This is a genomic window from Thalassospira lucentensis, assembly GCF_032921865.1.
Lineage (GTDB): Bacteria > Pseudomonadota > Alphaproteobacteria > Rhodospirillales > Thalassospiraceae > Thalassospira > Thalassospira lucentensis_A.
Map to the genome: position 1 here is coordinate 4,388,515 of NZ_CP136684.1, position 24,890 is coordinate 4,413,404.

Here is a 24,890-nt window from a genome sequence, read left to right on the forward strand (position 1 = left end):
ACGCAGGATTGAACCTGACACAAAATATTGCGACTGCATGGCCATCGGATTTCACACAGAAGAGAACGGGACGGCAGGATCAACCATCGTTATTTGGTCGCAGGATAAATTCGAATTCGCGTTCTTCGGTTGTTGCACAATCATCCCCGGAAAGCAGCGGCATGCGCGAAAACCCCTCCCGGTTGACTGGCGATGCAGATATGCGGGTGGCATCCGGGCCGATTTTCCATTTCGCAGCGATGACACTGGGGTTCTCGGCATCAAATTCGTCAAGTTTGCGCCAGATACGAGACTGCAGAACCGGCGCATAGGGGAATTTCTGCTGGGTCCAGAAACGTTTCGAAGGTTGAAAATATCCGACTTCATCCAGGAACGAGACACCGAAATAGTAGCATGACTCCAGCGAGTTATAGAAATGACTGTCCGGAACAAAGCTGCCATCGCGTCTGAGCGAATGACCGACACACCAGTCCAGCATTTCGGCAATCTGTTCGCGCGCTAAAGCACGTTCTGCCGACTGCATATGCGGCCACCCATAGCGAAAGATTTTCGCAACGTCATAGTTGTTATGATTGTTGAATTCACCTCGGCTGAGCCATCCTTGCGGATATTCCAATTGCCGGCTTTCAAGCGTGGTGCGGATGATATCGGACCAATGCCCGACCCGCCCCTTGCGATAGGATACGATATGGAATGTATAGCTAAGATCATCGTAACGATGCGTCTTGCCATCCGACACATACCATGGCCCCCAATAACCGGTTTCGGGGTTCTGGATTTCATCAAGGAATTCACGGAATGCATCGACATAGCTTTGGTCAAGATCGATGCCACGCACATGTTCCTGCGCATAGCGCCGCAAGGACGGTTTGAAGCAAAGCTGTGCCAGACAGCAGATCACACTGCCAAATTCATCCCGCTGATTGCGTCCGGTCGCTGCGATATCGGAAACCAGTAGCTTTTCCAGATAACCGCGCATCGCCGATGCGGTTGCGATCGGCTCAAGAAAGTGCAGCGGATAACGCGGCGCATGGCCCTCATTAGCCAATTCATGCAAACGCACGATGGTCGCATCAAATTTGTGGTGGAATTCGTTATATTGCCAGCCCCACGAGCCATCGACGGCAGACTGACTTGCGACATAGCTTTGATCGACTTCATCAAAGCTGTTTTCCAGTCTGTCGACAAGTTGGTCAAGTTCCGGCCAGTATGCCGTGTATCGCGCCAACCATTTGGCATAGATATACAATTGCTGGGACGCCAGCATTGTCCGGCTGTATTCGGAAAATTTACGCAGCGCGAGCGATAAAGCCCCCAGATAATCGATATATTTGAGCGCCTTGTCCTGATAGCCGTGATCGTAACGCGTAAAATCCCGCGTAATCACACAACTGTCTCCAATTCCTGTAAGGCTTTGCTCAATCGACATTGGTTGCCTTTTCCTGCTAGTCCCAGAAATGCGAACCTGCTTCCTTGCATCGGAGCGTTACCGATGCCAACTGTCAGGCAATGCGTGAATTCCCCAATCCGCTTGGCAGGATGCATCCTGCTGTTGGGATTAATGTTTTCAGGCTCTCCTTTTGGGCCTAAAGCGACAACCTATTGTTTTATAATGGTTGCCACATAGTACCATTTAAACAGCTAATAAGTGTATAGCTTGAAACCGGCAACAACACCACCCTAAAGGTGAATTCTGGTCCGATTTTCATATACAAAAGAATAATTTTTGCCCAACTAATATCCATACTCCGCCAAGAATGAAAACCGGGGCAGCGCAATCCCTGACAGAAAATGCCGGCATTATAAGGGCAAAAGAAAAGGCGCCCGAAACGGGCGCCTCCAAGGCAGAGCTATTCAAAGCTCGATCTGACGAAAAAGATAAATCAGGACGCAGATTTAAGAGCTGCCCGACGCCGCTCACGAAGCGATGCGGCCGTGGCACGCCCGTCTCCTGTCGGCTGGTAGTAAACTGTCATTTCCTTCAATGCTGCGCGAACTTTTGTCAGTGAAACATCATCATCATTTTTCAGCTCATACGCATCGAAACCGCAACGATGCATATACAGAATCTGGTCACGCAACACGTCACCGATTGCGCGAAGTTCGCCCTTGAAACCCAGACGTTCTCGCAAAACACGGGCGTAGGAATATCCGCGCCCGTCCGTATAGGCCGGAAAATTGACCGTGATGATCGAAAGACGATCAAGATCATTAGCCAGATCTTCGGGGGCGTCGCCCGGATTGAGCTGGACACCAAGTCCGCCATTACGCCCGATCAGCGTTTCGCGTTCTTCCTTAAAACGCGCAAGTGGCACAATGATGTTTTCCTCGCCCGACGGCAGGTCCGCTTCGGCATCAAGCGTGACCCATTCCTGATCGATCACACTGTCATTCTTAACGATCGCCATAAAGCACCTCCTTGAACGGGTCCATGCCGACACGGCGATAAGTATCGATAAAGCGTTCGCCAGTTTCACGTATGCCAAGATATTTGGTCACCAGACTTTCAATGGCATCGACAACTTCGGCTTCGGAGAAACCGGCACCGGCGATTTTGCCGATTTCTGCATTCTCGCTGGCATCACCGCCAAGGGTAATCTGATAGAATTCCTTGCCACGTTTATCGAGGCCCAGAATGCCGATATGACCGACATGATGATGCCCGCAGGCATTGATACAGCCGGAAATCTTGATCTTGAGTTCGCCGATATCATGCTGACGATCCAGATCGGAAAAACGTTCCGAAATGCGCTGTGAAAGCGGGATCGAACGCGCCGTTGCCAGTGCGCAGTAATCCAGCCCGGGGCAGGAAATGATGTCGGTAACATAGCCAAGGTTTGCCGTCGCCAGATTGGCATTCTTCAGTTCCGCCCAAAGCAAGAACAGATCAGCCTTTTTCACGTGCGGCAAAACCAGGTTCTGTTCGTGGGTCACACGAACATCGCCAAAGCTGTATTGCTCGGACAGATCAGCAACCAGCTCCATCTGGGTATCGGTTGCATCACCCGGAATACCGCCAATCGGTTTTAGCGATACGTTGGCAATCGCGTAGCCTGGCTGCTTGTGTGCGATCACGTTCGAACGCACCCAGTTGGAAAATTCCCGGTTTTCAGCCTTGCGGCGTTCAAACTCGGCATCATCGTCGGAAAGGGTTTCAAATGCTGGCGGCGCGAACTGTTCAATATAATGCGCAATTTCGGCATCATCGACGCGCAGTGATCCGTCCTTGATCTGTGCCCATTCTTCTTCGACCAGACGCTGCATTTCCTCGACCCCGATTTCATGGACGAGGATTTTAATACGCGCCTTGTACTTGTTGTCGCGACGGCCAAAGCGGTTGTAAACGCGCAGGATCGCCTCAAGATACGAGAACAGATCGTTCTTGCCGATAAAGTCACGCACGGTCTTGCCAACGAACGGCGTGCGGCCAAGTCCACCACCGACGATGACTTCAAACCCAACCTCGCCCGCATCGTTCTGATGCATCCGAAGCCCGATATCATGCACCTTGACCGCAGCACGGTCGTTTGGCGATCCGGTCACCGCGATCTTGAACTTGCGCGGCAGATAGGTGAATTCCGGATGGAAGGTCGACCACTGCCGGATCAGTTCGCAATAGGGACGCGGATCTTCGATCTCGTCGGCGGCGGCACCGGCATACTGATCTGTGGTCGTGTTGCGAATACAGTTGCCTGATGTCTGAATGGCGTGCATTTCAACCTTGGCAAGGTCAAGCAGCGCATCGGGAATTTCGGCAAGCTTCGGCCAGTTATACTGGATATTCTGTCGGGTCGTGAAATGGCCATAACCCTTGTCATAGCGGCGCGCGATATAGCCAAGCTGGCGCAACTGATCGGCGCGCAACGTGCCATAGGGAACCGCGACGCGCAGCATATAGGCGTGAAGCTGAAGATAAACACCGTTCATCAAACGCAGCGGACGGAACTGGTCTTCGGTAATGTCGCCGGACAGGCGGCGTTTGACCTGCTCGCGGAACTGCTCGGTACGTTCCAGCACCAGCTGGCGGTCGAAATCATCATAGCGATACATGGTGTATCCTCCTTACCCGGCCTGATAGCCGAGATCCTGCCGCACGCTGGGACCCTTGGTGCGCAGAACTTCACGGTATTTCGTCGGAACCAGTCCGCCGTCCTGTTGCTCGACCTCGATCAGATACGGACCGACGATAACGGTATCGAGCTCGGGCACACTGGCCTCGGCCAGCAAGGCGTCACCCGCCTCTTTTCCATCGGCAAGACGCGACTGGTCTATGTTTTCGCTCCAACCGCCATCAGCGGTCAGAAACACCACCAGCCCGTCATCAAGACGGTTTGCCGTGACAACTTGCAGGGACATTCGGTTCTCTCAGCCTGTAAATCTCTCTGGGTGATGTCCTGTCTGTGGACATTTTCTGCATCAGAATTTGGATGATTATACACTATTGGTCAAGTTTTTTTGTGAAATACATATAATTACAATTTTTATTTGTAATTATTAATCCCCCCTTGACCAAACCACGCATGACTTCTAGGTCAGATAACATCCTATATCGCCCGAAAGAATACGAACAAACCATGCCCCTTCACCTGATCAAACTCAGCGTCGGCACAGAAAGCCCTGAAACCCTGCGTCAATGGCAGGCCTATTTTGGCGGGCTTCATGGCCGGATTTACCACACCACACGAATGACTCCGAAACGCAAGACGGAGATTCTAGAGGGTGGTTCGATCTATTGGGTGATTAAGGGGGCCATTCGTGCCCGACAGCGCGTTGTCGATCTGGAAGAATTTATTGACGAGGAAGGCATCAAACATTGCCGCATCGTCCTTGATCCCGAACTGGTCGAAACCCGCACATGGCCCCACCGCGCATTTCAGGGCTGGCGATACCTTACCGAAGACAAATGCCCACCGGATGAAAAGCAGGCCGGTGGCGCAGAAGCACTTCCCGAAGACATGGCAGACGAATTGCGCGAACTTGGCCTGATCTGAATTCAGGTATCGGGATTGGGCGTAATGATTGTCAATGCTGGCTGACTTTCCTCGATATCCGTAAGCGTTGCGGCAACTTCATCCTTTAACCAGCGGATAAAGGCCTGCACACGCGGCCGGTTCAGGTTTTCCTCGGGACAGGTCAGATAATAGGCATAGCTTGACGCGACGGTTTGCGGGAACGGCCGGACAAGCAAACCGGCCTTCAGGTCCTGCGCAGCCAGACTGGTGCGTGCCATACCAACACCATGCCCCATCAACGCCGCCTGAATAACCATGTCGCCGGAATTGAAGCGTAGACCGCGACGCAGATCAATACCCTTGACGCCAACCCCTTCCAACCAGAACTGCCAATCCGCAGCACGGGGCTGTTCAATATGTGAAGTCGCATCATGCAACAGTTGGTGCCCTGCTATGTCGGCCGGTTTATTCAAAGGAGGGCTTGATGCCAGATAATCCGGACTGCAAACCGGGAAAACCTCGTCACGCATCAACAGTTCGGTATAGAGATTGGGATAGCGCCCTCGCCCAAAGCGTACCGCCAGATCAATGCCTTCGTTACGGAAATCGACCAGACGGTCATCAGCGTGAATGCGTACATCGATATCAGGATGTGCCTCGCGAAAATGCCCTAGACGCGGCACCAGCCATTTAACGGCAAAGGATTGCAATACGCTGACCGTGACGACCCCGGCCTCCTCCACCGCCCGGAGACTCTCGATTTCCCCGGCAATGCGTGAAAAGCCTTCATACGTTGCCCGCGCCAGACGGTCACCTTCGTCAGTCAATTGCAATCGCCTCGGCAACCGAAAGAACAGCCGAAAACCCAAATATTCCTCGAGCTGGCGGATCTGCTGGCTAATAGCCCCCTGGGTCACAAAAAGTTCCTCGGCTGCACGGGTAAAATTAAGATGCCGGGCAGCCGCATCAAACGCACGCAGGGACTGTAACGGGGGTAAACGCATTTTTTGCCTCAAACCAGCCAATCATTAGGTCAACTAATACTTAACCCCAGAAATACTCGTTTGTCACGCAAGATGTTTGGCGTGAACATGGGCCTCAACCATAGAAACCTCTCATTAGATGAACTTAATTCAGGAGAACGAACATGGCACATTCAGTCTGCCAGACGCCTTCTGGCCAACACACGACACGCCACAACCATCTCAGCGGCTTTCAGCAATTTTCCGGAAGCCTGCAGCAGGGACTAAACACGGCACTGAACATTATTGCCGCCACCATGGCCAAAAGGTCGCAACGCCGTGCCCTTATGCGGTTGAGCGACAGCCAACTTGCCGATATCGGCCTGTCACGCACCGATGCCGAAGCCGAATATCGGAAATCCTATCCGATCTGATCAGACCAGACCACCGACTGCGCCATGATCGAAAACCCGATCCGCCCCCACGGATTTGACATACCTCCTTGCGCCCCCTTTCGATCATGGCGCATTTATGCCACTGTAATTTCCCATCAAGGTTGCAGAGGCATCAGCAGAATGGCCGTGAAAAAGCAAGGCACCCCGACAAAGAAGACAGGAAGCAGCGACAATACGATCCGCAATGCAGTGAAACATACTGCACGCAGCCGCAAGGCCTCAAAACAGCATCCCGATCTTTCCAGTCTTGATAGCGAAGCCCGCGACCGTTTTTTGCTGGATGCCGAAAACATGACGATGGATCGCCTTGATGACCTTCCTTCAAGAAAACACAGTGCTTCTGACAGTGCTTCTGAAAGAACACCTTCCGGCGACGATCTTCCTCCGGATGTTGATCTTGATCCCAATTCACGTGCCAAAAAGATGCATGGCAAACAGTATCTTGAGCTGATTGCGCCCCTGCATATCGAACTTCTCAAACTGCAAAACTGGATCAAATCCGAAAATATCAAATCCCTGGTCATCTTCGAAGGCCGCGATGCAGCAGGCAAAGGCGGCACGATCAAACGCTTTACCGAACATCTTAATCCGCGCGGTGCACGTGTCGTCGCACTGGGCAAACCGAACGACCGGGAAGTGACCCAATGGTATTTCCAGCGTTATGTCGAACATCTGCCGTCCGGCGGGGAAATCGTCCTGTTTGACCGGTCCTGGTATAACAGGGCGATGGTTGAACGGGTCATGGGCTTCTGCAACATGTTCGAAGTCAGCGAGTTCCTGCAATCGGTTCCAGCTTTGGAACGCATGCTGATCCGTTCCGAAATCCACATGACTAAATTCTATTTTTCGGTCAGCAAAAAAGAACAGGCACGCCGGTTTGACCAGCGCAAGCGGGATCCGCTCAAACAATGGAAGCTGAGCCCGGTTGATCTGGCATCCCAGAATCTTTGGGATGCCTATACCGAAGCGAAGACCGAGATGTTCTTCCATACCTCGACTGCCGACAGCCCGTGGATCATTGTCAAATCCGATGACAAGAAACGTGCCCGTGTGAATGCGATCCGATATTATCTGTCTCAGTTCGAATATCCGGGGAAACGCACCGAACTTCTGACCTATGATCGCAGGGTTATTCATACCGTCAGCGAAGAACTCTCGCTTGAAGACTGACCGTTACGCTTTGAATGTATTCCGGATCGTGGAAACATTGTATCCGTGACATTCCCTTGCATTGACATTCCGAAGGCTGCCTCCTTTACTGGTACGACCAATTCACGGGAGGCACGAAATGGCAAAATGTGCATTTATCGGGCTGGGAGTCATGGGATACCCCATGGCCGGCCACCTGCAAAAGGCAGGTCACGACGTTACCGTTTTCAACCGCACCGCCGCAAAGGCAGATAAATGGGCGGGTGAATACGGCGGAAAATCCGCCCCCACCCCGGCCGATGCCGCAAAGGGGGCAGAGTTTGTTTTCATCTGCGTTGGCAATGACGAAGATCTGCGCAGTGTTGTGTTGGGCGATACCGGGGTATTGGCCGGCACGGAAAAGGGTGTTGTTGTCATCGACAATACGACCGCCTCGGCCGATGTTGCGCGCGAACTTTATACTGCGGCCAAAGCGGCGGGTGTTTCCTTTATCGACGCCCCGGTTTCCGGTGGGCAGGCAGGGGCCGAAAACGGAGTTCTTACCGTCATGTGCGGCGGTGATCAGGCAGCGTTTGATCGCGCGGCCCCGGTAATTGATGCCTTTGCCCGCTCCTGCCAATTGATGGGTGAAAGCGGATCCGGTCAACTGACCAAGATGGTGAACCAGATTTGCATTGCCGGTCTGGTTCAGGGGCTTTCCGAAGGTGTCAATTTCGGGCGCAAGGCCGGACTTGATATGGCAAAGGTCCTTGACGTGATTTCCAAGGGTGCCGCCGGTAGCTGGCAAATGGAAAACCGCGGCAAGACCATGGTCGAAAACAAGTTTGATTTCGGGTTTGCGGTTGACTGGATGCGCAAGGATCTTGGCATCTGTCTTGAAGAATCCAAGCGTAATGGTGCCCGCCTTCCGGTGACAGCACTCGTTGACCAGTTCTATGCCCAGGTACAGGAACGTGGTGGCAATCGCTGGGATACCTCCAGCCTGATTGATCTTCTGGCACGCGGATAACCTGTTATCCGGTTCTGAGAAACAAAACGCGGCCAGTTGCTCTGGCCGCGTTTTTGTTTTCAATAATTAGGTAAAACCTTACAGACCGGCCCGCAGAAGCGGTTCCACCTGATCACGGTAAACGGCAAGCTGACCATCACTGAAATAGCCAACAGCACATTCCAGAACCGTGTCGCGCTGCAGTTCCTTGGCCTCTCCGTCTCCTTCGGCCTCAACCGGGGCCTCACTGGTCGCGGATTTCCCGATCCGCGCAACATTGATATCGCGTTCGCAACTTGCCGCATCCATAGATGCCAGAACCTTGCGCGGGTCACGACGGCGCGGCGGCAATGCGTGCTCCAGATCGACTTCGCGTTCGAACGGCTCGGCATCCTGAAGTTTGACCTCGATATCCGGAATGACGCCGTTACCCTGAACGATATGGTTTTCCGGCGTTGTGTAATAACCGGTCGTGATTTTAAGTCCGCCACCTGACGTTAACGGCATGATGCGCTGCATTGACCCTTTGCCGAATGACTGTTCACCAATGATAACGCCCCGTCCGTTTTCACGAAGAGCCGCTGCCATCAGTTCAGCCCCGGATGCCGACCCGCGATCCAGCAGGATCGCCATGGGCACACCATCGAAATAATCACTGCTGTCAGCTTCATAACTGCGCAGCTTGCGTTCACCCCGTCCTTCGGTCGCGACAATCAGACCGTCGCTCAGGAACTGATCGGCAATGTCTGCGGCACTGTCAAGTAAACCGCCCGGGTTGCGGCGCAAATCGACAATGATCCCACGCGGGTTCCCGATCTGGTCTTCCAGCATTTCAAGATATTCGCGTGTCTGATCAAGTGTGCTTGCATCAAAACGCGATACCCGAACATAGGCGAGATCATTATCAATGATTGACGCTGTCACAGACGGGACCTCGATCCGGGCACGTTTGACGGTAACATCAAAATTTTCCTGCTTGCGCTGGATTGTCAGTGTCACGGGGTCACCAATCCGCCCGCGCATCAGACGAACGGCCTCTGCAATCGGCTCGCCCTTCATATCATGACCATCGATATGAGTAATCCGGTCGTTGGGCTGCAACCCGGCCCGTGCGGCAGGCGTATCGTCAATCGGCGATACGATGCGGATCAGTTTGTCTTCGTCCTGAGAAATAACGATCCCGACACCGGCAAAACTTCCTTCGGTGCTTTCCTGTAAACGGCGGAACATCTCGTCTGTCATATAAGCACTATGCGGATCTAGGTCGTGCAGGCTCTCATCAAGCGCCGCCCCGACGATAGCGGATGGCGTGTTATCTTCTGCTTCGAGTTCCGGCAAACTTGCAATCGCCCGCTCGACAAAAGCTGGGCGATCAATGTTTTCGACATAAGTGTCAGAGAGAACCTGCACGGCTTCGACAAACAGCTTGTCTGCACGGTCATACTGATCATTGGTTGCACTATCTGCGACATAATCGCGATAGGCATCCAGAAATAGCTGTTCGTCATCGCTTGGCCACACCGGACCGGCACATGCCACCAACCTGGTCCCGGCAAATGAAATCACCACTGCAAGTAAGATTGGCAATATTCCTTTGCGCAGCACGGCCATACTCCTGTGTTTTCTCATTCTTTTATATCGTGTCCCGATTACCGGTAGGGCAGTTTAGCCTGCCAAACCCTGAATGGCGACCCCACAACCACGTCCCGATCCGATTTATATCGGAACCAGTATGTATTATTGCCAGTACTGCAGTGCAACGTCTGCGGATTGAAAACAATAATACACGACGAATGTCTGAGAAGAATTTGTCACATCATGACGGAAACGGACTCGATCTTGCGCACGCATCTGATTATGCTGTGCGGCAAGAACAACGTCCCGTAATGAGGGCGATACCGAGCGGGCGCCTCACAATTCAGGGAGACGTCTTTTTCCATGAGCGATTACACACCACCAATCCATGATCTGCGGTTTCTGATACATAATGTGATCGGTTTGAAAACCGTTTCGGATATTCCTGCCTTTGCGGAAACCACTCCTGACCTTGTCGATGCGATCCTTGAGGAAGCGGGCAAACTGGCAGCAGGTGTGCTGGCACCGTTAAACCGCGTTGGGGATAAGGAAGGTTCTGTCCTTCAGGACGATGGCAGTGTCCGCACCCCGACTGGCTGGAAAGACGCCTATGGAAAATTCTGCGACGGTGGATGGCAAGGCATCAGCGCCTCTGAAGCTGATGGAGGTATGGGCCTTCCCCTGCTTGTCGGAGCCGCGGTTGGCGAGCTTTGGCATTCGGCAAATATGGCATTTGCTCTTTGCCCGATGCTGACTGCTGGTGCCATCGAACTTCTATCGGCACACGGGTCTGAGCAGCAGCGCAAACTTTATCTGTCACGAATGATCTCTGGGGAATGGACCGGCACCATGAACCTGACAGAACCCCAGGCAGGTTCGGATCTTTCAAAAGTTCGCAGCTTGGCAATTCCAGCCGATGACGGTAGCTATCGCTTAACGGGACAAAAGATTTTCATCACCTATGGCGATCACGAGATGACAGATAATATTGTCCATCTTGTTCTTGCCCGAACTCCCAATGCACCTGAGGGCGTCAAAGGGATTTCACTGTTTATTGTACCCAAGTTCCTTGTTAACGCGGACGGCACGACAGGCAAACGCAACGACGTGAAATGCGTATCGCTCGAACACAAGCTTGGTATTCATGGCAGCCCGACTGCTGTGCTTTCATTTGGGGATCAGGGGGGGGCCACCGGATATCTGATCGGCGCGGAGGGACAAGGCCTCGCCTGCATGTTTACCATGATGAATAATGCGCGTCTTTCGGTTGGTCAGCAGGGTGTTGCGATCTCTGAACGTGCCTATCAGCAGGCAGCGTCTTATGCACGTGACCGCAAACAGGGTAAGTCCCCGACTACGGGGCAGGATGATACCATTATTCATCACGGTGATATTCAACGCATGCTGATCCGAATGCGGTCAACAACCGAGGCAGCACGCGCGCTATCGCTTTATGCAGCCGTTCAGCTTGATATCGCCCATCATCATGAAGACCCGGATGCCCGCGCGTCAGCACAGGTACGAGCCGACCTCCTGATCCCGATGGTCAAGGGCTGGTCAACAGATTTGGGGGTAGAAAATGCTTCCCTTGGAATTCAGGTTCACGGCGGAATGGGCTTTATTGAAGAAACCGGCGCAGCCCAACATCTGCGTGATGCGCGCATTGCGCCGATTTACGAAGGAACAAATGGCATTCAGGCGCTGGATCTCATTGGTCGAAAACTCTTGCGCGACAAGGGATCAGCGATGCAGAGGCTTATCGCCGAAATGCGTGAAACCTTCGTTCAAACAGCCGATGCTGATGAAATGGAAAAACCGGCAAAGATGCTGGGCAATGCAATTGATCAACTTGAAAAAACAACGATAGACATCCTTGCCAGATGCGAAGCTTCCCCGACCTTGGCACAAGCTGTCGCCTCTCCTTATCTCCGACAAGCGTCGATTTGTGTCGCAGGCTGGCTGATGTATCGCTCACAGAAGAAGTTGTTTGACGGCGATGTCGAACCGGGCTTCACCGATGCGAAGCATTTGAGTTGCGATTTCTTTTTCGGGCAAGTGCTCCCGGAAAGCGACTGTATGGCACGTCAGATTGCCAATACAGAAAACGACCTGCTACATGAAACAGCGCCATTATTCTGACACAGCCGTGGCGTTGTAATCCATTGATACCTCGCTGGGCATAGTGCATCGCGAGGTATCAGTTTTCGCCTTTAACGACAATCGGTTGCCACCTGCTCCACCGTGACCACCCTGCCTCAACGCGCAACAGCACAATTGCCGGGCTTCGCCCCTAATTTCCTGTTTCGGTTTCTGAACGCTTCTCTATAATCCGGCCAATGAATCGTTTAACCCGATATATGCTGAAACAGCAGTTTATTATGATGGTGTTTGTGACACTTGGCTTGCTTTGTGTCATATGGCTGTCGCAGAGCCTGCGTTTCATTGAAATGATTGTAAACCGGGGCCTTTCCGTCTCGGTATTTTTACAACTGACATCGCTGCTGCTTCCCAGCTTTCTGGCAATTATTCTGCCAATATCACTCTTTTTTGTTGTTGTTTTCACATACAACAAGCTGATTCAGGATCGAGAGCTTATCGTCATGCGATCTGCGGGCCTCAGTCAGTGGGCTCTTGCAAAACCAACACTCATCCTTGCATGCCTGACTGCGGCGTTCGGTTATTTTCTCACGCTGTTTTATCTGCCTTACAGCTATCAGCAATTCAAAGAACTCCAATACTCGATCCGGAATGATTTCTCTTCGGTGCTTTTGCAGGAAGGCAGCTTTACCGATCTGGACGGTTTGACTGTTTACATTCGGGAAGTCGGGCAGGATAACGAGCTGCTTGGAATTCTGGTGCACGATTCAAGAAATCCTGCTGCGCAAGCGACAATGATGGCAAAGAACGGAGCTCTTGTACGCACCGAGAACGGCCCAAGGATCGTGTTGCTTGACGGAAACCGGCAGGAAGTCAATACAAAGGACGGCACGATGTCGATCCTCTATTTTGACCGTTACGCCGTTGATATTGCGCATAGCACAGAAGACCCTGCCCTTCGTTATCGTGAAGCACGTGAACGCAGTGTCTCCAATCTGTTAACTGCAATCCCCCCGGATGTATTGCCTAACGATGTTGGCGCATTTCGTGCAGAAGGGCATGATCGTCTGATTTCACCTCTTTATTCGATTGGGTTCGCCAGCATTGCATTGGCTGTCCTGGTCTCCAGCAGTTTCTCCCGCAGGGGACAAACAGGTCGGCTATTGCTTGCTATTGCCGCCATGATTGTTTTTCAGGCAATCGGAATCGCAATGAAAAACCTGTCCGCAAAGAATCCCGACCTTGTGCCTCTTATGTATCTTAACGCATTTATTCCAATCGTCGGTGGCCTATACTGGACATTCCGGGGACCACAAATTCAGGCAAAAGCCGCAAACCGTAACGAGGTTACGGTATGAGAATCTCCCCGACCCTGACTTGGTATTTTGGTAAACATGTCCTGATCTCGATTTTGGGGATTCTAGCCCTTCTCATCGGGTTAATACTGATTGGTGATACCATTGAGCTGCTAAGACGCGCAGGTGGCAAACCTGATGCAACGGTGAGCATCGTTTTTCAGATGGCTACCAGCAGAATCCCCTTCATGACAGAAAAGGTCCTGCCGTTTGCAGTCCTGTTCGGATCAATGTTTTCGTTCTGGAAGCTGACTGGCAATCAGGAACTTGTTGTGACACGCGCGGCCGGTGTCTCCGCATGGCAGTTTTTGCTACCGCCTATCATGTGCGCGATTTTGCTCGGCTCCATTCAGGTAATGGCACTTAATCCACTATCTTCAATTTTGCTGCAACGCTATGAAACACTTGAAGCCCGTTATCTTCAAGGCAATAGCAGTATCATGAACCTTTCCTCCAGTGGGCTGTGGTTGCGCCAGGGCACGCAGGACGGACAGGCCGTAATCTATGCCCGAGAAGTGCGTGGTCAGGCTACAGATCGTGTAGACTTGCGGAATGTGACAGTCTTTCGGTTTCAGAACGCGGATGATTTCACAACGCGAATTGATGCAGAACGAGCCGTCCTGGAACCCGGTACATGGCATTTCTTCGATGCCTGGACTTTCCATCCCGGACAGGTCAGTGAATTTTCGCCCGAGTTAATGTTACCCACGAACCTTACTGCCCGCAAAATACAGGACAGCTTTGCATCTCCCGAAACGATGTCTTTCTGGGATTTGAAACCGTTCATCAATCTTCTTGAACGTGCAGGTTTTAACGCAACTCGCCATCGAATACATTTTCATAGCTTGCTGTCGCGTCCTTTGCTTCTTTGCGCGATGGTTTTGATTGCCGCAGCATTCTGTCTTAAATTTTCTCGACGACGCCGTGCATCTCTTGTTATCGGTGGTGGTGTCGCGACCGGTTTCATTCTTTACTTCTGTACCGATGTCATTTCAGCACTTGGCGTTTCGGGCGGCATCCCGCCTGTTCTGTCTGCGTGGGCACCTGCAGGTATATCGTTGCTATTGGGAGTTTCAACCTTGCTGCATCTGGAGGATGGCTAGCTGAATGGCGTGTACAGGGGGAATGATAAAAAGACTGGCAACGGGGACGATACTTGGCTGCGCATTTGCGCTGGCCGGGACCTATTCGATTGCCGCCAAAGCCCAGCAATCAGATGAAGTCACAACCGGAAACGAAGAACAATCCAAGATCCTGTTCAGCGCAGACGAGGTTGACTATAACCGCGAACTGCAAACTGTAACTGCACGCGGAAATGTTGAAATTTCCCGGGATGGGCGGATTTTACTTGCCGATACCGTCAGCTATGACAGATCGCAGGACGTGCTCACTGCATCTGGCAATGTCAGTATAACGGAACCCACTGGTGAAGTTACATTTGCAAGCTATGTTGAACTCACGGGTGACTTCAAAGAAGGCATAGTCGAAGACATCTATGTTCTTCTTGATGAAAACACGCGCATTGCCGGAACCGGTGCACGGCGCAGTGGGGGAAATTTCACTGAAATAGCCAAAGCCGTTTATTCTCCCTGCAAGGTTTGCGAAGACAATCCGGAAACGCCTCCTCTATGGCGGATCAAAGCTGCACGCGTTCTTCATGACGCCAACGCCAAAACGGTCGAATACAAAGATGCGCGACTGGAATTTGCAGGAGTTCCGGTTCTTTATTCGCCCTATTTCCAGCATCCCGATCCGACAGTAAAACGCCAATCAGGCCTTTTGGCACCATCCTTTGGCAGTACGAGTTATGTCGGCTCGTTCTTCGAGTTACCCTATTACTGGGCAATTGATCCAAGCAAAGACCTGACTCTTCGTCCGATTTACACAACTGACGAGGGTCCGGTTCTTGCAAGCGAATACCGGCAACGCTTTGATAGCGGAGAAATGGACGTCGTCAGCAGCGTTACCAGCGACAGTAATGACGACTGGCAAGGCCATATTGATGCAGAGGGGCGCTTCGACATAGACGAGACCTGGCGCTGGGGCTTTGATGCTGAGCAGGCTTCTGAAAAGACCTACATGAACCGTTACGGTTTTGGATCGCCATCCGTATTGACGTCCAACCTGTTTACCGAAGGCTTCAGAGGCTCTAGCTATAGCCGTGTCGATGGTTATTATTTCCAGGGGCTAAAAGCCGAAGATGACCGGGACACGACCCCCATTATTTTGCCTCACGCACAATTTCATGGTCAAACGGCCCCCGCAAAATATGGCAGCTACACAACCCTTGACCTAGACGCTCTTTCGCTGACACGAGAAGAGGGAACAGATTCCCACCGCCTGTCGGCCAAAGCCGGCTGGACGCTGCCGTATATAGGAACACTGGGAGACGTAACCAAACTCTCGATGTCTATCCGTACAGATAATTACATGGTCTCTGATGTGTCCAGGGACGGACAGCAAAATTATGACGGATATGCGGGTCGTATTCTTCCTTTGGCGGCTGTTGACTGGAACATGCCGTTTGTAAACAACCAAGGCAGCTATCACCATATCGTCAAGCCGATGGTTATGGCCGCATGGTCCCCCAATGGTGGTAATCCGGACGAGATTCCAAACGAGGATTCCCAGTCATTTGAATTTGATGACATAAATATTTTCTCGCATGACAGGTATAGTGGCCTTGACCGCGCCGAAGATGGCTTCAGGACCAGTTATGGCCTTGAATGGGGCATATACGGGGAAGAAGGTGGTTATACCAGTGCAATGTTCGGGCAAAGCTATCGTGCCAACAAAGGTGACACCTTTGCCGAAGGATCTGGCCTTGAGGATCATCTATCGGACTATGTTGGCCGAGTAACTGTTGCCCCCAACAAATATGTCGATTTAACCTACCGTTACCGTCTCGATAACGAGGATTTCTCGACACGTCGGAACCAGATATCAGCGGGATTAGGTGAAAAGGAAACTTTACGCCTCAATCTTGACTATGTTCATTTTTCCGAGGACGCCGGTACGGATGAATTCGGGCAGCGTGAAGAGGTTTACTTCCGTGCTGAACGCCAGTTCGGTGAATTCTGGTCGGGAATGGCTTATAGTCGTTATGATCTTGATCAGAACGACCCTCTTGAATACGGTTTCGGCTTTGTTTACGAAGACGAATGCTTCGTGTTTGACGGTCAGGTCAGAAGAACGTTCTACGAAGATCAGGATCTTGGTCAGTCGGATGAGATTCTTTTCCGACTGGTATTCAAAACACTTGGCGAATTTGCGTCAGCAGCCGGATTATAAGGCAGTACAGCTTTGCATATCACCAGACTTTCCCATCTCGTCGCAGCAATTGCTGTTGTGCTATTTACCGTTGTTTCAATTTCGACAGCGCGCGCTCAAGGCACCATAGGCGTCGCAGCCGTCGTCAACGATGCTCCGATTTCGGTGGTGGATCTGGTCGAACGTATCAAGCTTGTAGCCGCCTCCTCAAACATCCCGATGAGCCCGCAGCGCAGTCAGGAAATGGCACCGCAAATCTTACAGCAGCTGATCAACGAGAAGCTGCAGTTGCAGGAAGCAGAACGTCGTGGTTTTGACGTAACCGACGCGGATATTGATCGGGCAAAAAACCTGATCGAGCAAAATTCGGGATTACCCCCCGGAGGATTGGACCAGTTTCTGGCTCAGAATGGCATCGCAACGGAAACCATCCGAAATCAAATCCGTCCACAAATTGCATGGCAGAAACTTCTAGGATCAATGCGACGCGAAATCCAGATTTCCGATACCGAGATTGATGACAATCTTGAACGTATTCGAAGCAATCAGGGAAAACCGCGAAACAATGTTCAGGAAATTTTCCTGCCTGTCGACAATCCCCAGGACGAGACCAAAGTTTATCAAAATGCCCGCGAGGTGATCCGGGCTCTGGAACAGGGTGCCAATTTTGGTGGCCTTGCACGGCAGTTTTCGGCGAGTTCCAGTGCGGCAAACGGTGGTAATCTTGGCTGGCTTTATTCCGGCGAAATGGCCGGAGAACTGCAGCAAGCCGTCAATCAGATGCAACCCGGTGATATAAGCGATCCAATCAGAACCATTCGCGGATATTACATCCTGAAATTGCTTGATCGTCGCCGAGGCGATGCTAATGCTCTGACAGATGTCCGACTTGATCTTTACCAGTTGTTTGTCCCGATAGCGGCCAACACCCCGCAGGATGAGGTAAATACCAAACTCGGTATCCTGCAAAATGCCAAAGAGAACGCCGATAGCTGTGAATCACTGGCCAATGTTGCAGTTGATCTCGGATCGGAAATGAGTGGCAAGACCGAAGGCATTTCTCCAAATGACCTCGCCGGTCCGGTAAGAAATGCAGTTGCAAACCTGGACAAAGGCGGCATTTCCGACCTGATTAAGGTAGATGGTGGCGCGCTCCTTGTTATGGTCTGTGACAAAACCGAAGAAAGTACGCTTCCGGACAGGGAAAACATTCGGGAACGCCTTGAAATGGAACGCCTTGAAATTCTTGCACGCCGCAAACTGCGCGAATTGCGCCGCAATGCGTTTATCGATATCCGGATGTGATCCGGAAAGGACGCAAGCCTATGAGCGATATCAAGCCGATCGCAATGACACTGGGCGAACCGGGCGGCATTGGCCCGGAGCTTGCCGTCAAGGCGTGGCTTGCGCGCTCCGACCATAATCTGCCGCCGTTTTTTATTCTGAGTCCCAAGACAATCATGGATCGAACCATCGAAAGTCTTGGACTACGTGTAAAAACCAAGGTGATATACGAAGCCATCCAGACAGGCGAGTTCTTCGAGGATGCACTTCCCGTTTTTGAGACTCCCGGTAACGCTGAGGATATCAAACCCGGGACGGCATCCAGTAAAACCGCGTACATTGTCATAGATAGCATTACCCATGCCGTTAACCTGACACGATCAGGAACCGCAAGTGCTGTGGTAACCAACCCGATCCAGAAGAGTGCACTTTATCAGGCGGGCTTTAAACATCCCGGTCATACCGAATTTCTCGCAGAACTTTCCGGTCCGGATGCGATTCCGGTCATGATGCTGGCAAACAGCAAGTTACGCGTCGTACCTATGACGATCCATATCGCCCTTTCCGAGGTTCCGAAACAACTGACCGGGGAGATGATCAAACAATTGGTCCACATCACAGCAGCGTCAATGCAACGGGATTTCGGATTGAAAAAACCGAGGCTCGCCATTGCCGGATTAAACCCACATGCGGGTGAAGACGGATCGATGGGGGATGAAGAAATCAAGGTCATGCGCCCCGCCATCATGGCATTGCGGGATGAGGGCTTCGATGTTGTTGGTCCCCTGCCCGCCGATACCATGTTTCATGCCGAAGCACGTGCAAACTACGATGTGGCCCTATGCCCCTATCATGATCAGGCCCTGATCCCCGTCAAAACACTTGATTTCCATGGTGGTGTGAATGTCACGCTCGGATTGCCTTTCATCAGAACGTCCCCGGATCATGGAACGGCTCTTGATATTGCAGGTAAGGGCATCGCACGACCGGACAGCCTGATCGCTGCGATCAAAATGGCGGCGGACATGGCACGAAAACGAGAAGCCGGCAAAGCCGCCTCACAAGGAGCCTGACATCGTGTCAGACCAGAAAAATGAAACCGCCAGCCTTGCCAATGACGGGCTCCCGCCCTTGCGCGACGTCATTGCAACACATGGTCTGTCGGCTCAAAAGAAGTTCGGCCAGAATTTTCTTTTTGATCTCAACCTGACGGGGCGGATCGCACGTGCGGCGGCACCACTTGAGGATGCCACTGTAATCGAAATTGGTCCGGGTCCGGGCGGCCTGACACGTGCCCTGCTTTATAATGGAGCCAAAAGCCTAACAGTTATCGAGCGTGATCCCCGCTGCCAGCCTGTCCTTGAACAAATCAGCAATCATTACCCCGGCGCACTTCATGTGATTGACGGTGATGCACTGGAAGTTGACGTCACCTCACTTGGTCCGGCCCCACGAAAGATTGTCGCCAACCTTCCCTACAATGTGGGCACCCAACTGTTGCTGGGCTGGCTGATGCAGATTGACCAGTTTGCCAGTCTGACTTTGATGTTCCAGAAAGAAGTTGCAGAACGTGTTGTTGCTGCTCCGAAAAGCAAAGCCTATGGCCGTCTTTCAGTCCTGTGCCAGTATCTATGTGACTGTCAGATACTGTTCGATGTCCATCGCAGTGCATTTACTCCACCGCCCAAGGTAACCTCTGCCGTCGTTCAACTACGACCGAAAACAGATCGTGGAGAAGCTGTAAATCTTGTCAGTCTGGGCAAGGTCACACAGGCAGCCTTCGGCCAAAGACGCAAAATGCTGCGCGCCAGCCTGAAGACATTGAACATAGATGTCGGGATTTTATTGGAACGTGCAAAAATTACAGAGACTGCACGTGCCGAAGAATTAAGCGTGGCCGATTTCGTCCGGTTGACACGTATTCATGATGAAATGGCCGCCTGAACAGGCGGCCATTTCAGATCATCAATCTGTCAAAAGCTTTTTAACGAATCCCGGCAATTGGGATTGGCGTTCACGCTTTACGCGCTCTGCCCCGATAATATGCTGAACATCGGCAAGACAACGATCTAGGTCATCGTTGATCAGCACATAATCAAATTCTTCCCAATGGCTGATTTCGGCCCCGGCTTTCGCCATACGTTTCATGATCACATCATCGGCATCCTGTCCGCGGTCCCGAAGACGACGTTCCAGTTCGGCCGATGAGGGTGGCAAAATGAAGACAGACACAACATCATCACCGCCCTTCTCGCGTATTTGCCGCGCGCCCTGCCAATCGATATCAAACAGAACGTCGTGTCCTTCCGAAAGCGCCTTTTCGACCGGGCCGCTTGGCGTACCGTAATAATTGCCAAACACTTCGGCCCATTCCAGCAATTCGTCATCGGCAATCATATGCTTGAACGCGTCAACGGATTTGAAGAAGTAATGGATGCCCTCTTCCTCGCCCGGACGTGCCGCACGTGTTGTTGCTGAAACCGAAAGTGAAATCTGGCTATCCTTTTCCAGAAGCTGACGCGTGATTGTGGTTTTCCCGGCCCCGGAGGGTGCACAGAACACCAGCATTACACCACGACGTTTTGCCTGATCCGTCATCGGGGTATCCTTATTCAACGTTCTGAACCTGTTCGCGCAGTTGATCGATAATCACCTTCAATTCCATCCCGCAATTGGTCAGTTCAATATCGTTCGCCTTGGAACACAATGTATTAGCCTCGCGATTGAACTCCTGACACTGGAAATCAAGCTTGCGGCCAATTGCTCCGCCCTTTTTGATCATGTCACGTGCAGCAACGATATGAGCCTTCAGCCGATCAATTTCCTCGCGGACATCAGCCTTGGTCGCAAGCAGCGCCGCTTCCTGATGAAGTCGTTCAGGGTCGAATTTACCGGCTTCCATCAACTCGTCGATCTGGCGTTTGAGCTTTATCTTGATCGCGTCGCTTCGAACCGATGCACAGCTTTCCGCCCGCAGAACAGTTTCCTCGATACGATCGATATGACCGCGCAGCATTTCATCAAGCTTAGCGCCTTCTTCGGCGCGATGGGCTTCCATCTGATCAAGCGCCTCGCCGAAACTTCTGAGGATCGCAGCATCAAGTATTTCACGACTGTCGTCGTCTTCCTGCTGTTCAACAGCTTCAAGCACGCCACGCACATTCATAAGATCAGCTATGGTGCCAGCCGAAAGACTGCTGGCACGGTCAAATTCCTCGGCCAGAGCAACCAGTTCGGCAAGCAGATCCCGATTGATACGATAGGCACTGCTTTCCCCGGGACGGACAACATTTAATGTTACGCCCATATTTCCCCGTTTGAACCGCTTGGAGATTGCCTCTCGAACCGTTGGCTCCAGACGTTCAAAACCGCCATTAAGGCGTGTGCGAACATCCAGCCCCTTGCCATTGACACTGCGCAGCTCCCAGGTCCAGCCAAAGCCTTCTGCGCCGCCGTCGGTGCGAGCAAACCCGGTCATGCTTGATACGGTCATATTCCTGATCCAGTCTGAATTGTCGGTTGCCCGTTTATAACGGTTGTGCCCCGACGCGCCAAGGGATTGTCGTTTGGGGCAGATCATGAAGACAAGCTGTTATTGCCCGCATTTCATAATGCTGCCCTAATGCTGTCCCATGGTCCGCCCAAACAATCCGGAACATCGTCCAACGGGATCACGAGCAACCATGTCACTGCAATACCACGCCATCCTGATTACCGGTGCCAGCTCGGGCATCGGGGCCGCACTTGCCCGTCATTATGCCAGAACCGGGGTTACTCTTTTCATCAGCGGCCGCGATCAAACACGTCTGAAACTGGTCGAAAATGAATGCCGGGCGGCAGGTGCGAACGTATTTGCCGACGTGCTTGATGTCACCGAGCGCGAAACGATGGCGGAATATGTCACCAAATGTGATCAGATCACACCGCTGAGCCTGATTGTCGCCAATGCCGGTATTTCGGCAGGAACCGGCAGCGAAGGCGAGGACCCCGATCAGGTACGCGATATCTTTGCAACAAATGTCGCGGGTGTTCTGAACACGATTGATCCTGCGATCACTTTCATGTCTGCACGCGGGCACGGACAGATCGCACTGGTTTCGTCCCAGGCATCATGGCGAGGGCTGCCATCCGCACCGGCCTACTGTGCCAGCAAGGCGGCGGTAAGAACCTATGGCGAAGGACTGCGCGGTGCCCTTGCCCCGTTCGGGATCAAGGTTAATGTGATTTGCCCGGGCTTTGTCAAAAGTCGCATAACCGATGCCAACGACTTCCCCATGCCATTCTTCATGCAGGCGGACAAAGCCGCAATCAAGATCGACAAAGGGCTCACGAAGAACAGAGGGATGATCGCATTCCCCTGGCAGATGAATATCCTGATCGGTATTTTGAAGATTGTGCCGCAATCGTTACTCGACCTGGCAGCATCACGCATCCCGCGCAAGGCTTCGAAAAATGAGGCCCGTCAAAGACTGGAGTCCCCACCCGAACATGCACAGCCCCGTCAGTAACGGGGAAGCATGACCCGTTACCTATTGGCCGTCCCGGATACGACGCCACCGCGCGACATTGCGGTTGTGTTCGTCCAGTGTCCGGGCAAACGCATGACCACCGGTGCCATCAGCAACAAAGTAAATCTCGTCAGTTTCTGCAGGATGCAGAACCGCAAATATCGCGTCACGGCCCGGATTGGTTATTGGTCCGGGAGGCAATCCCGCCGAAACATAGGTATTATAGGGGCTGTCGAATTTCAGATCAGCCCGGGTCAATGCTCGATCAAGCGGTTCGTTCGGGCTGATGGCATAGGCAACCGTCGGATCGGACTGCAAACGCATGTTCATCCTGAGCCGATTGACGAATACACCTGCAACACGCGGGCGTTCGGCGACAATACCGGTTTCCCGCTCTACGATAGACGCCAGAACAATGGCTTCGTCGATGGTATCAAACGGTAGATTGGCCTCTCGCCCCGGCCATAATTGCGCCACCAGCGCATCATGAGCCGCCGCCATACGATCAATAATGCTCTGTTTCGTATCACCAAACGAGAATTGATAGGTTTCGGGTAACAGCATACCGTCGGGCGGGATGTCGGAAATTTCACCTGTCAGACCATCGACAAGATTGATACGAGCAACGATTTCGCTAGACCGCAGTCCTTCGGGGATGGTCACAAATCGTTTAACGGTATCACCGGCGGCAAGAATTTCAGCCGCCTGCTTCGGACTGACCCGTGCGGGGAAATGATATTCACCGGCACGCAACGAACGATCCAGTCCGGCTATACGTACCCCAAGCAGAAATACAAGAGGTTCCTGTATGATGTTTTCACGACGGAATATGTCCGCAATCCCGCGAACACCTGTACCCTGCGGGATGACAATATCACTGCCCTGCACCAGTTTGCTGGGCGATGTATATTGCACATAAACATACACCGCCGCCCCACCAATGGTGAGAGCGGCGGTGATGCATAAAAAGCCAAGAACAAGCAGAAAACGCTTCAAGGGGTTTCCCTCTGTCAGGTTGAATCTGCTGTCTTAAACGCCTTTGAAGACCAGCGAAGCATTGGTACCGCCAAAGCCGAACGAGTTCGACAGTGCGACATTGACTTTGCGTTTCTTTGCTTCGAGCGGAACCAGATCAATCCCGAGGCAGGCTTCGGAAGGATTGCGAAGGTTAAGGGTCGGCGGAACAACACCTTCATGGATCGCAAGGATCGAGAATACGGCCTCAATCGCACCTGCGGCACCAAGAAGATGACCCGTTGCCGATTTGGTCGAGGACATCGAAAGTTTCGATACCGCATCCCCGAACAGACGTTTTACCGCACCCAGTTCGATTTCATCACCCAGCGGAGTCGACGTGCCATGTGCGTTCACATAATCGACGTCTTCCGGGTTGATGCCGGCATTGCGAAGGGCATTGCGCATCGAGCGGAAACCGCCATTGCCATCTTCGGCCGGAGCCGTGATGTGATAAGCGTCGCCCGACATGCCATAACCGGCAACTTCGGCATAAATTTTCGCACCGCGTGCTTTGGCATGTTCATATTCTTCAAGCACCACGCAACCGGCACCCTCACCCATGACGAAACCGTCACGGCCCTGATCCCAGGGGCGCGATGCCTCGGTCGGGGTATCATTGTAACCGGTCGACAGCGCACGTGCTGCGGCAAAGCCAGCCATACCCAAACGGCAAACAGCGGCTTCGGCGCCACCAGCAACCATGACGTCGGCATCACCAAGCATGATCATGCGCGATGCATCGCCAATGGCGTGTGCACCGGTTGAACATGCGGTCACGACGGCATGGTTCGGACCTTTAAGACCATGTTTGATCGAAACCTGGCCAGAAACCAGATTGATCAGGCAGGACGGAATGAAGAATGGGCTGACACGGCGGGTCTTGCCGTTATTCACCAGTTCCGTGGCTTCGGAGATCTTAGGCAGACCACCAATACCCGAACCAATCAGAACACCGGTATTTTCCTGGTCTTCGTCGGTTTCGGGTTTCCATCCGGAATCGGCCAATGCCTGATCGGCAGCGGCAACACCATAGACGATAAAATCGTCCATTTTCTTCATGTCTTTAACCGAGACATGATCTTCCGCGTTGAAAAGTCCGTCACCCACACCACGCGGCACAAGGCCTGCGATCTTGGCCGGGATATCGGACACATCGAAGGTGTCGATGCTTTTGATTCCGGATTGGCTGTCCAGCAATTTCTGCCAGGTGTTCTGTGCACCGCTGGCAAGCGGAGTAACAGCACCAATACCGGTAACAACTACGCGTCTCATCCCGCA

The 24,890-nt window shown here is 52.4% G+C and carries 22 protein-coding genes; 12 read left to right on the forward strand and 10 right to left on the reverse strand.

What is annotated here, in order from left to right:
• Nucleotides 1-79: 79 nt before the first annotated feature.
• The 4 genes from R1T41_RS21130 to R1T41_RS21145 form a co-directional block, all read right to left on the reverse strand.
• Nucleotides 80-1,429, reverse strand: coding sequence for a hypothetical protein (locus R1T41_RS21130; protein WP_317339080.1), 1,350 nt, complete (start codon nt 1,427-1,429; stop codon nt 80-82).
• 454 nt (nt 1,430-1,883) lie between these two features.
• On the reverse strand, nt 1,884-2,408 hold the full coding sequence (locus tag R1T41_RS21135) for a DUF934 domain-containing protein (protein ID WP_114110697.1): 525 nt from the start codon (nt 2,406-2,408) through the stop codon (nt 1,884-1,886).
• On the reverse strand, nt 2,395-4,050 hold the full coding sequence (locus tag R1T41_RS21140; RefSeq protein ID WP_317339081.1) for a nitrite/sulfite reductase: 1,656 nt from the start codon (nt 4,048-4,050) through the stop codon (nt 2,395-2,397). Before R1T41_RS21140 ends, R1T41_RS21135 begins: the two co-directional genes overlap by 14 nt.
• A gap of 12 nt (nt 4,051-4,062) precedes the next feature.
• Nucleotides 4,063-4,356 (reverse strand): DUF2849 domain-containing protein, encoded by a 294-nt coding sequence (locus R1T41_RS21145; protein WP_317339083.1) that lies wholly within the window; start codon nt 4,354-4,356, stop codon nt 4,063-4,065.
• 218 nt (nt 4,357-4,574) lie between these two features.
• On the opposite strand from R1T41_RS21145, the gene R1T41_RS21150 reads away from it, so the two are divergent.
• Nucleotides 4,575-4,991: a DUF1489 family protein gene (locus R1T41_RS21150; protein ID WP_062952051.1), complete on the forward strand. Its 417-nt coding sequence runs from the start codon at nt 4,575-4,577 to the stop codon at nt 4,989-4,991.
• Between the two features lie 2 nt (nt 4,992-4,993).
• Here the strand turns inward: R1T41_RS21150 and R1T41_RS21155 are convergent, their stop codons facing one another.
• Nucleotides 4,994-5,956 (reverse strand): transcriptional regulator GcvA, encoded by a 963-nt coding sequence (locus R1T41_RS21155; protein ID WP_317339084.1) that lies wholly within the window; start codon nt 5,954-5,956, stop codon nt 4,994-4,996.
• Between the two features lie 143 nt (nt 5,957-6,099).
• Between R1T41_RS21155 and R1T41_RS21160 the strand changes: the two genes are divergently transcribed.
• The 3 genes from R1T41_RS21160 to R1T41_RS21170 all read left to right on the forward strand — a co-directional run bounded on the left by R1T41_RS21160 (nt 6,100) and on the right by R1T41_RS21170 (nt 8,527).
• Nucleotides 6,100-6,348: a DUF1127 domain-containing protein gene (locus R1T41_RS21160; protein ID WP_317339086.1), complete on the forward strand. Its 249-nt coding sequence runs from the start codon at nt 6,100-6,102 to the stop codon at nt 6,346-6,348.
• Between the two features lie 147 nt (nt 6,349-6,495).
• Nucleotides 6,496-7,539 carry a polyphosphate kinase 2 gene (gene ppk2, locus R1T41_RS21165; protein WP_411045477.1) on the forward strand — a complete coding sequence of 348 codons (1,044 nt, stop codon included), beginning with the start codon at nt 6,496-6,498 and terminating at the stop codon, nt 7,537-7,539.
• Between the two features lie 61 nt (nt 7,540-7,600).
• A complete protein-coding gene (locus tag R1T41_RS21170; RefSeq protein WP_317339090.1) occupies nt 7,601-8,527 on the forward strand; it encodes an NAD(P)-dependent oxidoreductase in 927 nt (308 codons plus the stop codon).
• 78 nt (nt 8,528-8,605) lie between these two features.
• Here R1T41_RS21170 and R1T41_RS21175 read toward each other — a convergent pair whose 3' ends face one another.
• A complete protein-coding gene (locus R1T41_RS21175; protein ID WP_317341602.1) occupies nt 8,606-10,117 on the reverse strand; it encodes a S41 family peptidase in 1,512 nt (503 codons plus the stop codon).
• Nucleotides 10,118-10,444: 327 nt separating this feature from the next.
• Between R1T41_RS21175 and R1T41_RS21180 the strand changes: the two genes are divergently transcribed.
• The 7 genes from R1T41_RS21180 to rsmA all read left to right on the forward strand — a co-directional run bounded on the left by R1T41_RS21180 (nt 10,445) and on the right by rsmA (nt 20,031).
• Nucleotides 10,445-12,220: an acyl-CoA dehydrogenase gene (locus R1T41_RS21180; RefSeq protein ID WP_317339092.1), complete on the forward strand. Its 1,776-nt coding sequence runs from the start codon at nt 10,445-10,447 to the stop codon at nt 12,218-12,220.
• 197 nt (nt 12,221-12,417) lie between these two features.
• Nucleotides 12,418-13,536 carry an LPS export ABC transporter permease LptF gene (gene lptF / locus R1T41_RS21185; protein WP_231886942.1) on the forward strand — a complete coding sequence of 373 codons (1,119 nt, stop codon included), beginning with the start codon at nt 12,418-12,420 and terminating at the stop codon, nt 13,534-13,536.
• Nucleotides 13,533-14,636, forward strand: coding sequence for an LPS export ABC transporter permease LptG (gene lptG, locus R1T41_RS21190; RefSeq protein ID WP_062959510.1), 1,104 nt, complete (start codon nt 13,533-13,535; stop codon nt 14,634-14,636). The genes lptF and lptG overlap by 4 nt, the downstream gene beginning before the upstream one ends.
• A 280-nt stretch (nt 14,637-14,916) precedes the next feature.
• On the forward strand, nt 14,917-16,824 hold the full coding sequence (locus tag R1T41_RS21195; RefSeq protein ID WP_317339096.1) for an LPS-assembly protein LptD: 1,908 nt from the start codon (nt 14,917-14,919) through the stop codon (nt 16,822-16,824).
• A 12-nt stretch (nt 16,825-16,836) separates the two neighbouring features.
• The gene (locus R1T41_RS21200) at nt 16,837-18,108 is read left to right on the forward strand and encodes a peptidylprolyl isomerase (RefSeq protein ID WP_317339098.1); all 1,272 of its coding nucleotides are present in this window, start codon (nt 16,837-16,839) and stop codon (nt 18,106-18,108) included.
• Between the two features lie 20 nt (nt 18,109-18,128).
• The gene (gene pdxA / locus R1T41_RS21205; RefSeq protein ID WP_317339099.1) at nt 18,129-19,160 is read left to right on the forward strand and encodes a 4-hydroxythreonine-4-phosphate dehydrogenase PdxA; all 1,032 of its coding nucleotides are present in this window, start codon (nt 18,129-18,131) and stop codon (nt 19,158-19,160) included.
• A 4-nt stretch (nt 19,161-19,164) separates the two neighbouring features.
• Nucleotides 19,165-20,031: a 16S rRNA (adenine(1518)-N(6)/adenine(1519)-N(6))-dimethyltransferase RsmA gene (rsmA, locus tag R1T41_RS21210; RefSeq protein ID WP_317339101.1), complete on the forward strand. Its 867-nt coding sequence runs from the start codon at nt 19,165-19,167 to the stop codon at nt 20,029-20,031.
• 21 nt (nt 20,032-20,052) lie between these two features.
• On the opposite strand, the gene gmk is transcribed toward rsmA, so the two are convergent.
• Nucleotides 20,053-20,685: a guanylate kinase gene (gmk, locus tag R1T41_RS21215; protein ID WP_317339103.1), complete on the reverse strand. Its 633-nt coding sequence runs from the start codon at nt 20,683-20,685 to the stop codon at nt 20,053-20,055.
• 10 nt (nt 20,686-20,695) lie between these two features.
• Nucleotides 20,696-21,580 carry a YicC/YloC family endoribonuclease gene (locus tag R1T41_RS21220; RefSeq protein ID WP_317339104.1) on the reverse strand — a complete coding sequence of 295 codons (885 nt, stop codon included), beginning with the start codon at nt 21,578-21,580 and terminating at the stop codon, nt 20,696-20,698.
• 190 nt (nt 21,581-21,770) lie between these two features.
• Here R1T41_RS21220 and R1T41_RS21225 point away from each other — a divergent pair, with 190 nt between their 5' ends.
• Nucleotides 21,771-22,595, forward strand: a complete 825-nt coding sequence (locus tag R1T41_RS21225; protein WP_062959514.1) for an SDR family NAD(P)-dependent oxidoreductase — start codon at nt 21,771-21,773, stop codon at nt 22,593-22,595.
• Nucleotides 22,596-22,616: 21 nt separating this feature from the next.
• On the opposite strand, the gene mltG is transcribed toward R1T41_RS21225, so the two are convergent.
• On the reverse strand, nt 22,617-23,591 hold the full coding sequence (gene mltG / locus R1T41_RS21230; RefSeq protein ID WP_317339107.1) for an endolytic transglycosylase MltG: 975 nt from the start codon (nt 23,589-23,591) through the stop codon (nt 22,617-22,619).
• Nucleotides 23,592-23,624: 33 nt separating this feature from the next.
• Nucleotides 23,625-24,884 (reverse strand): beta-ketoacyl-ACP synthase II, encoded by a 1,260-nt coding sequence (gene fabF, locus R1T41_RS21235; RefSeq protein ID WP_114121118.1) that lies wholly within the window; start codon nt 24,882-24,884, stop codon nt 23,625-23,627.
• Nucleotides 24,885-24,890: the final 6 nt, after the last annotated feature.

What these genes read in the sequence shown, in the direction of transcription:
- R1T41_RS21130 (WP_317339080.1), bottom strand. Translation starts at nt 1,429, where the DNA reads ATGTCGATTGAGCAAAGCCTTACAGGAATTGGAGACAGTTGTGTGATT.
- fabF (WP_114121118.1), bottom strand. Translation starts at nt 24,884, where the DNA reads ATGAGACGCGTAGTTGTTACCGGTATTGGTGCTGTTACTCCGCTTGCC.
- R1T41_RS21175 (WP_317341602.1), bottom strand. Translation starts at nt 10,117, where the DNA reads ATGGCCGTGCTGCGCAAAGGAATATTGCCAATCTTACTTGCAGTGGTG.
- R1T41_RS21180 (WP_317339092.1), top strand. Translation starts at nt 10,445, where the DNA reads ATGAGCGATTACACACCACCAATCCATGATCTGCGGTTTCTGATACAT.
- R1T41_RS21155 (WP_317339084.1), bottom strand. Translation starts at nt 5,956, where the DNA reads ATGCGTTTACCCCCGTTACAGTCCCTGCGTGCGTTTGATGCGGCTGCC.
- R1T41_RS21135 (WP_114110697.1), bottom strand. Translation starts at nt 2,408, where the DNA reads ATGGCGATCGTTAAGAATGACAGTGTGATCGATCAGGAATGGGTCACG.
- gmk (WP_317339103.1), bottom strand. Translation starts at nt 20,685, where the DNA reads ATGACGGATCAGGCAAAACGTCGTGGTGTAATGCTGGTGTTCTGTGCA.
- pdxA (WP_317339099.1), top strand. Translation starts at nt 18,129, where the DNA reads ATGAGCGATATCAAGCCGATCGCAATGACACTGGGCGAACCGGGCGGC.
- R1T41_RS21220 (WP_317339104.1), bottom strand. Translation starts at nt 21,580, where the DNA reads ATGACCGTATCAAGCATGACCGGGTTTGCTCGCACCGACGGCGGCGCA.
- R1T41_RS21145 (WP_317339083.1), bottom strand. Translation starts at nt 4,356, where the DNA reads ATGTCCCTGCAAGTTGTCACGGCAAACCGTCTTGATGACGGGCTGGTG.
- R1T41_RS21140 (WP_317339081.1), bottom strand. Translation starts at nt 4,050, where the DNA reads ATGTATCGCTATGATGATTTCGACCGCCAGCTGGTGCTGGAACGTACC.
- lptF (WP_231886942.1), top strand. Translation starts at nt 12,418, where the DNA reads ATGAATCGTTTAACCCGATATATGCTGAAACAGCAGTTTATTATGATG.
- R1T41_RS21150 (WP_062952051.1), top strand. Translation starts at nt 4,575, where the DNA reads ATGCCCCTTCACCTGATCAAACTCAGCGTCGGCACAGAAAGCCCTGAA.
- R1T41_RS21225 (WP_062959514.1), top strand. Translation starts at nt 21,771, where the DNA reads ATGTCACTGCAATACCACGCCATCCTGATTACCGGTGCCAGCTCGGGC.
- lptG (WP_062959510.1), top strand. Translation starts at nt 13,533, where the DNA reads ATGAGAATCTCCCCGACCCTGACTTGGTATTTTGGTAAACATGTCCTG.
- R1T41_RS21160 (WP_317339086.1), top strand. Translation starts at nt 6,100, where the DNA reads ATGGCACATTCAGTCTGCCAGACGCCTTCTGGCCAACACACGACACGC.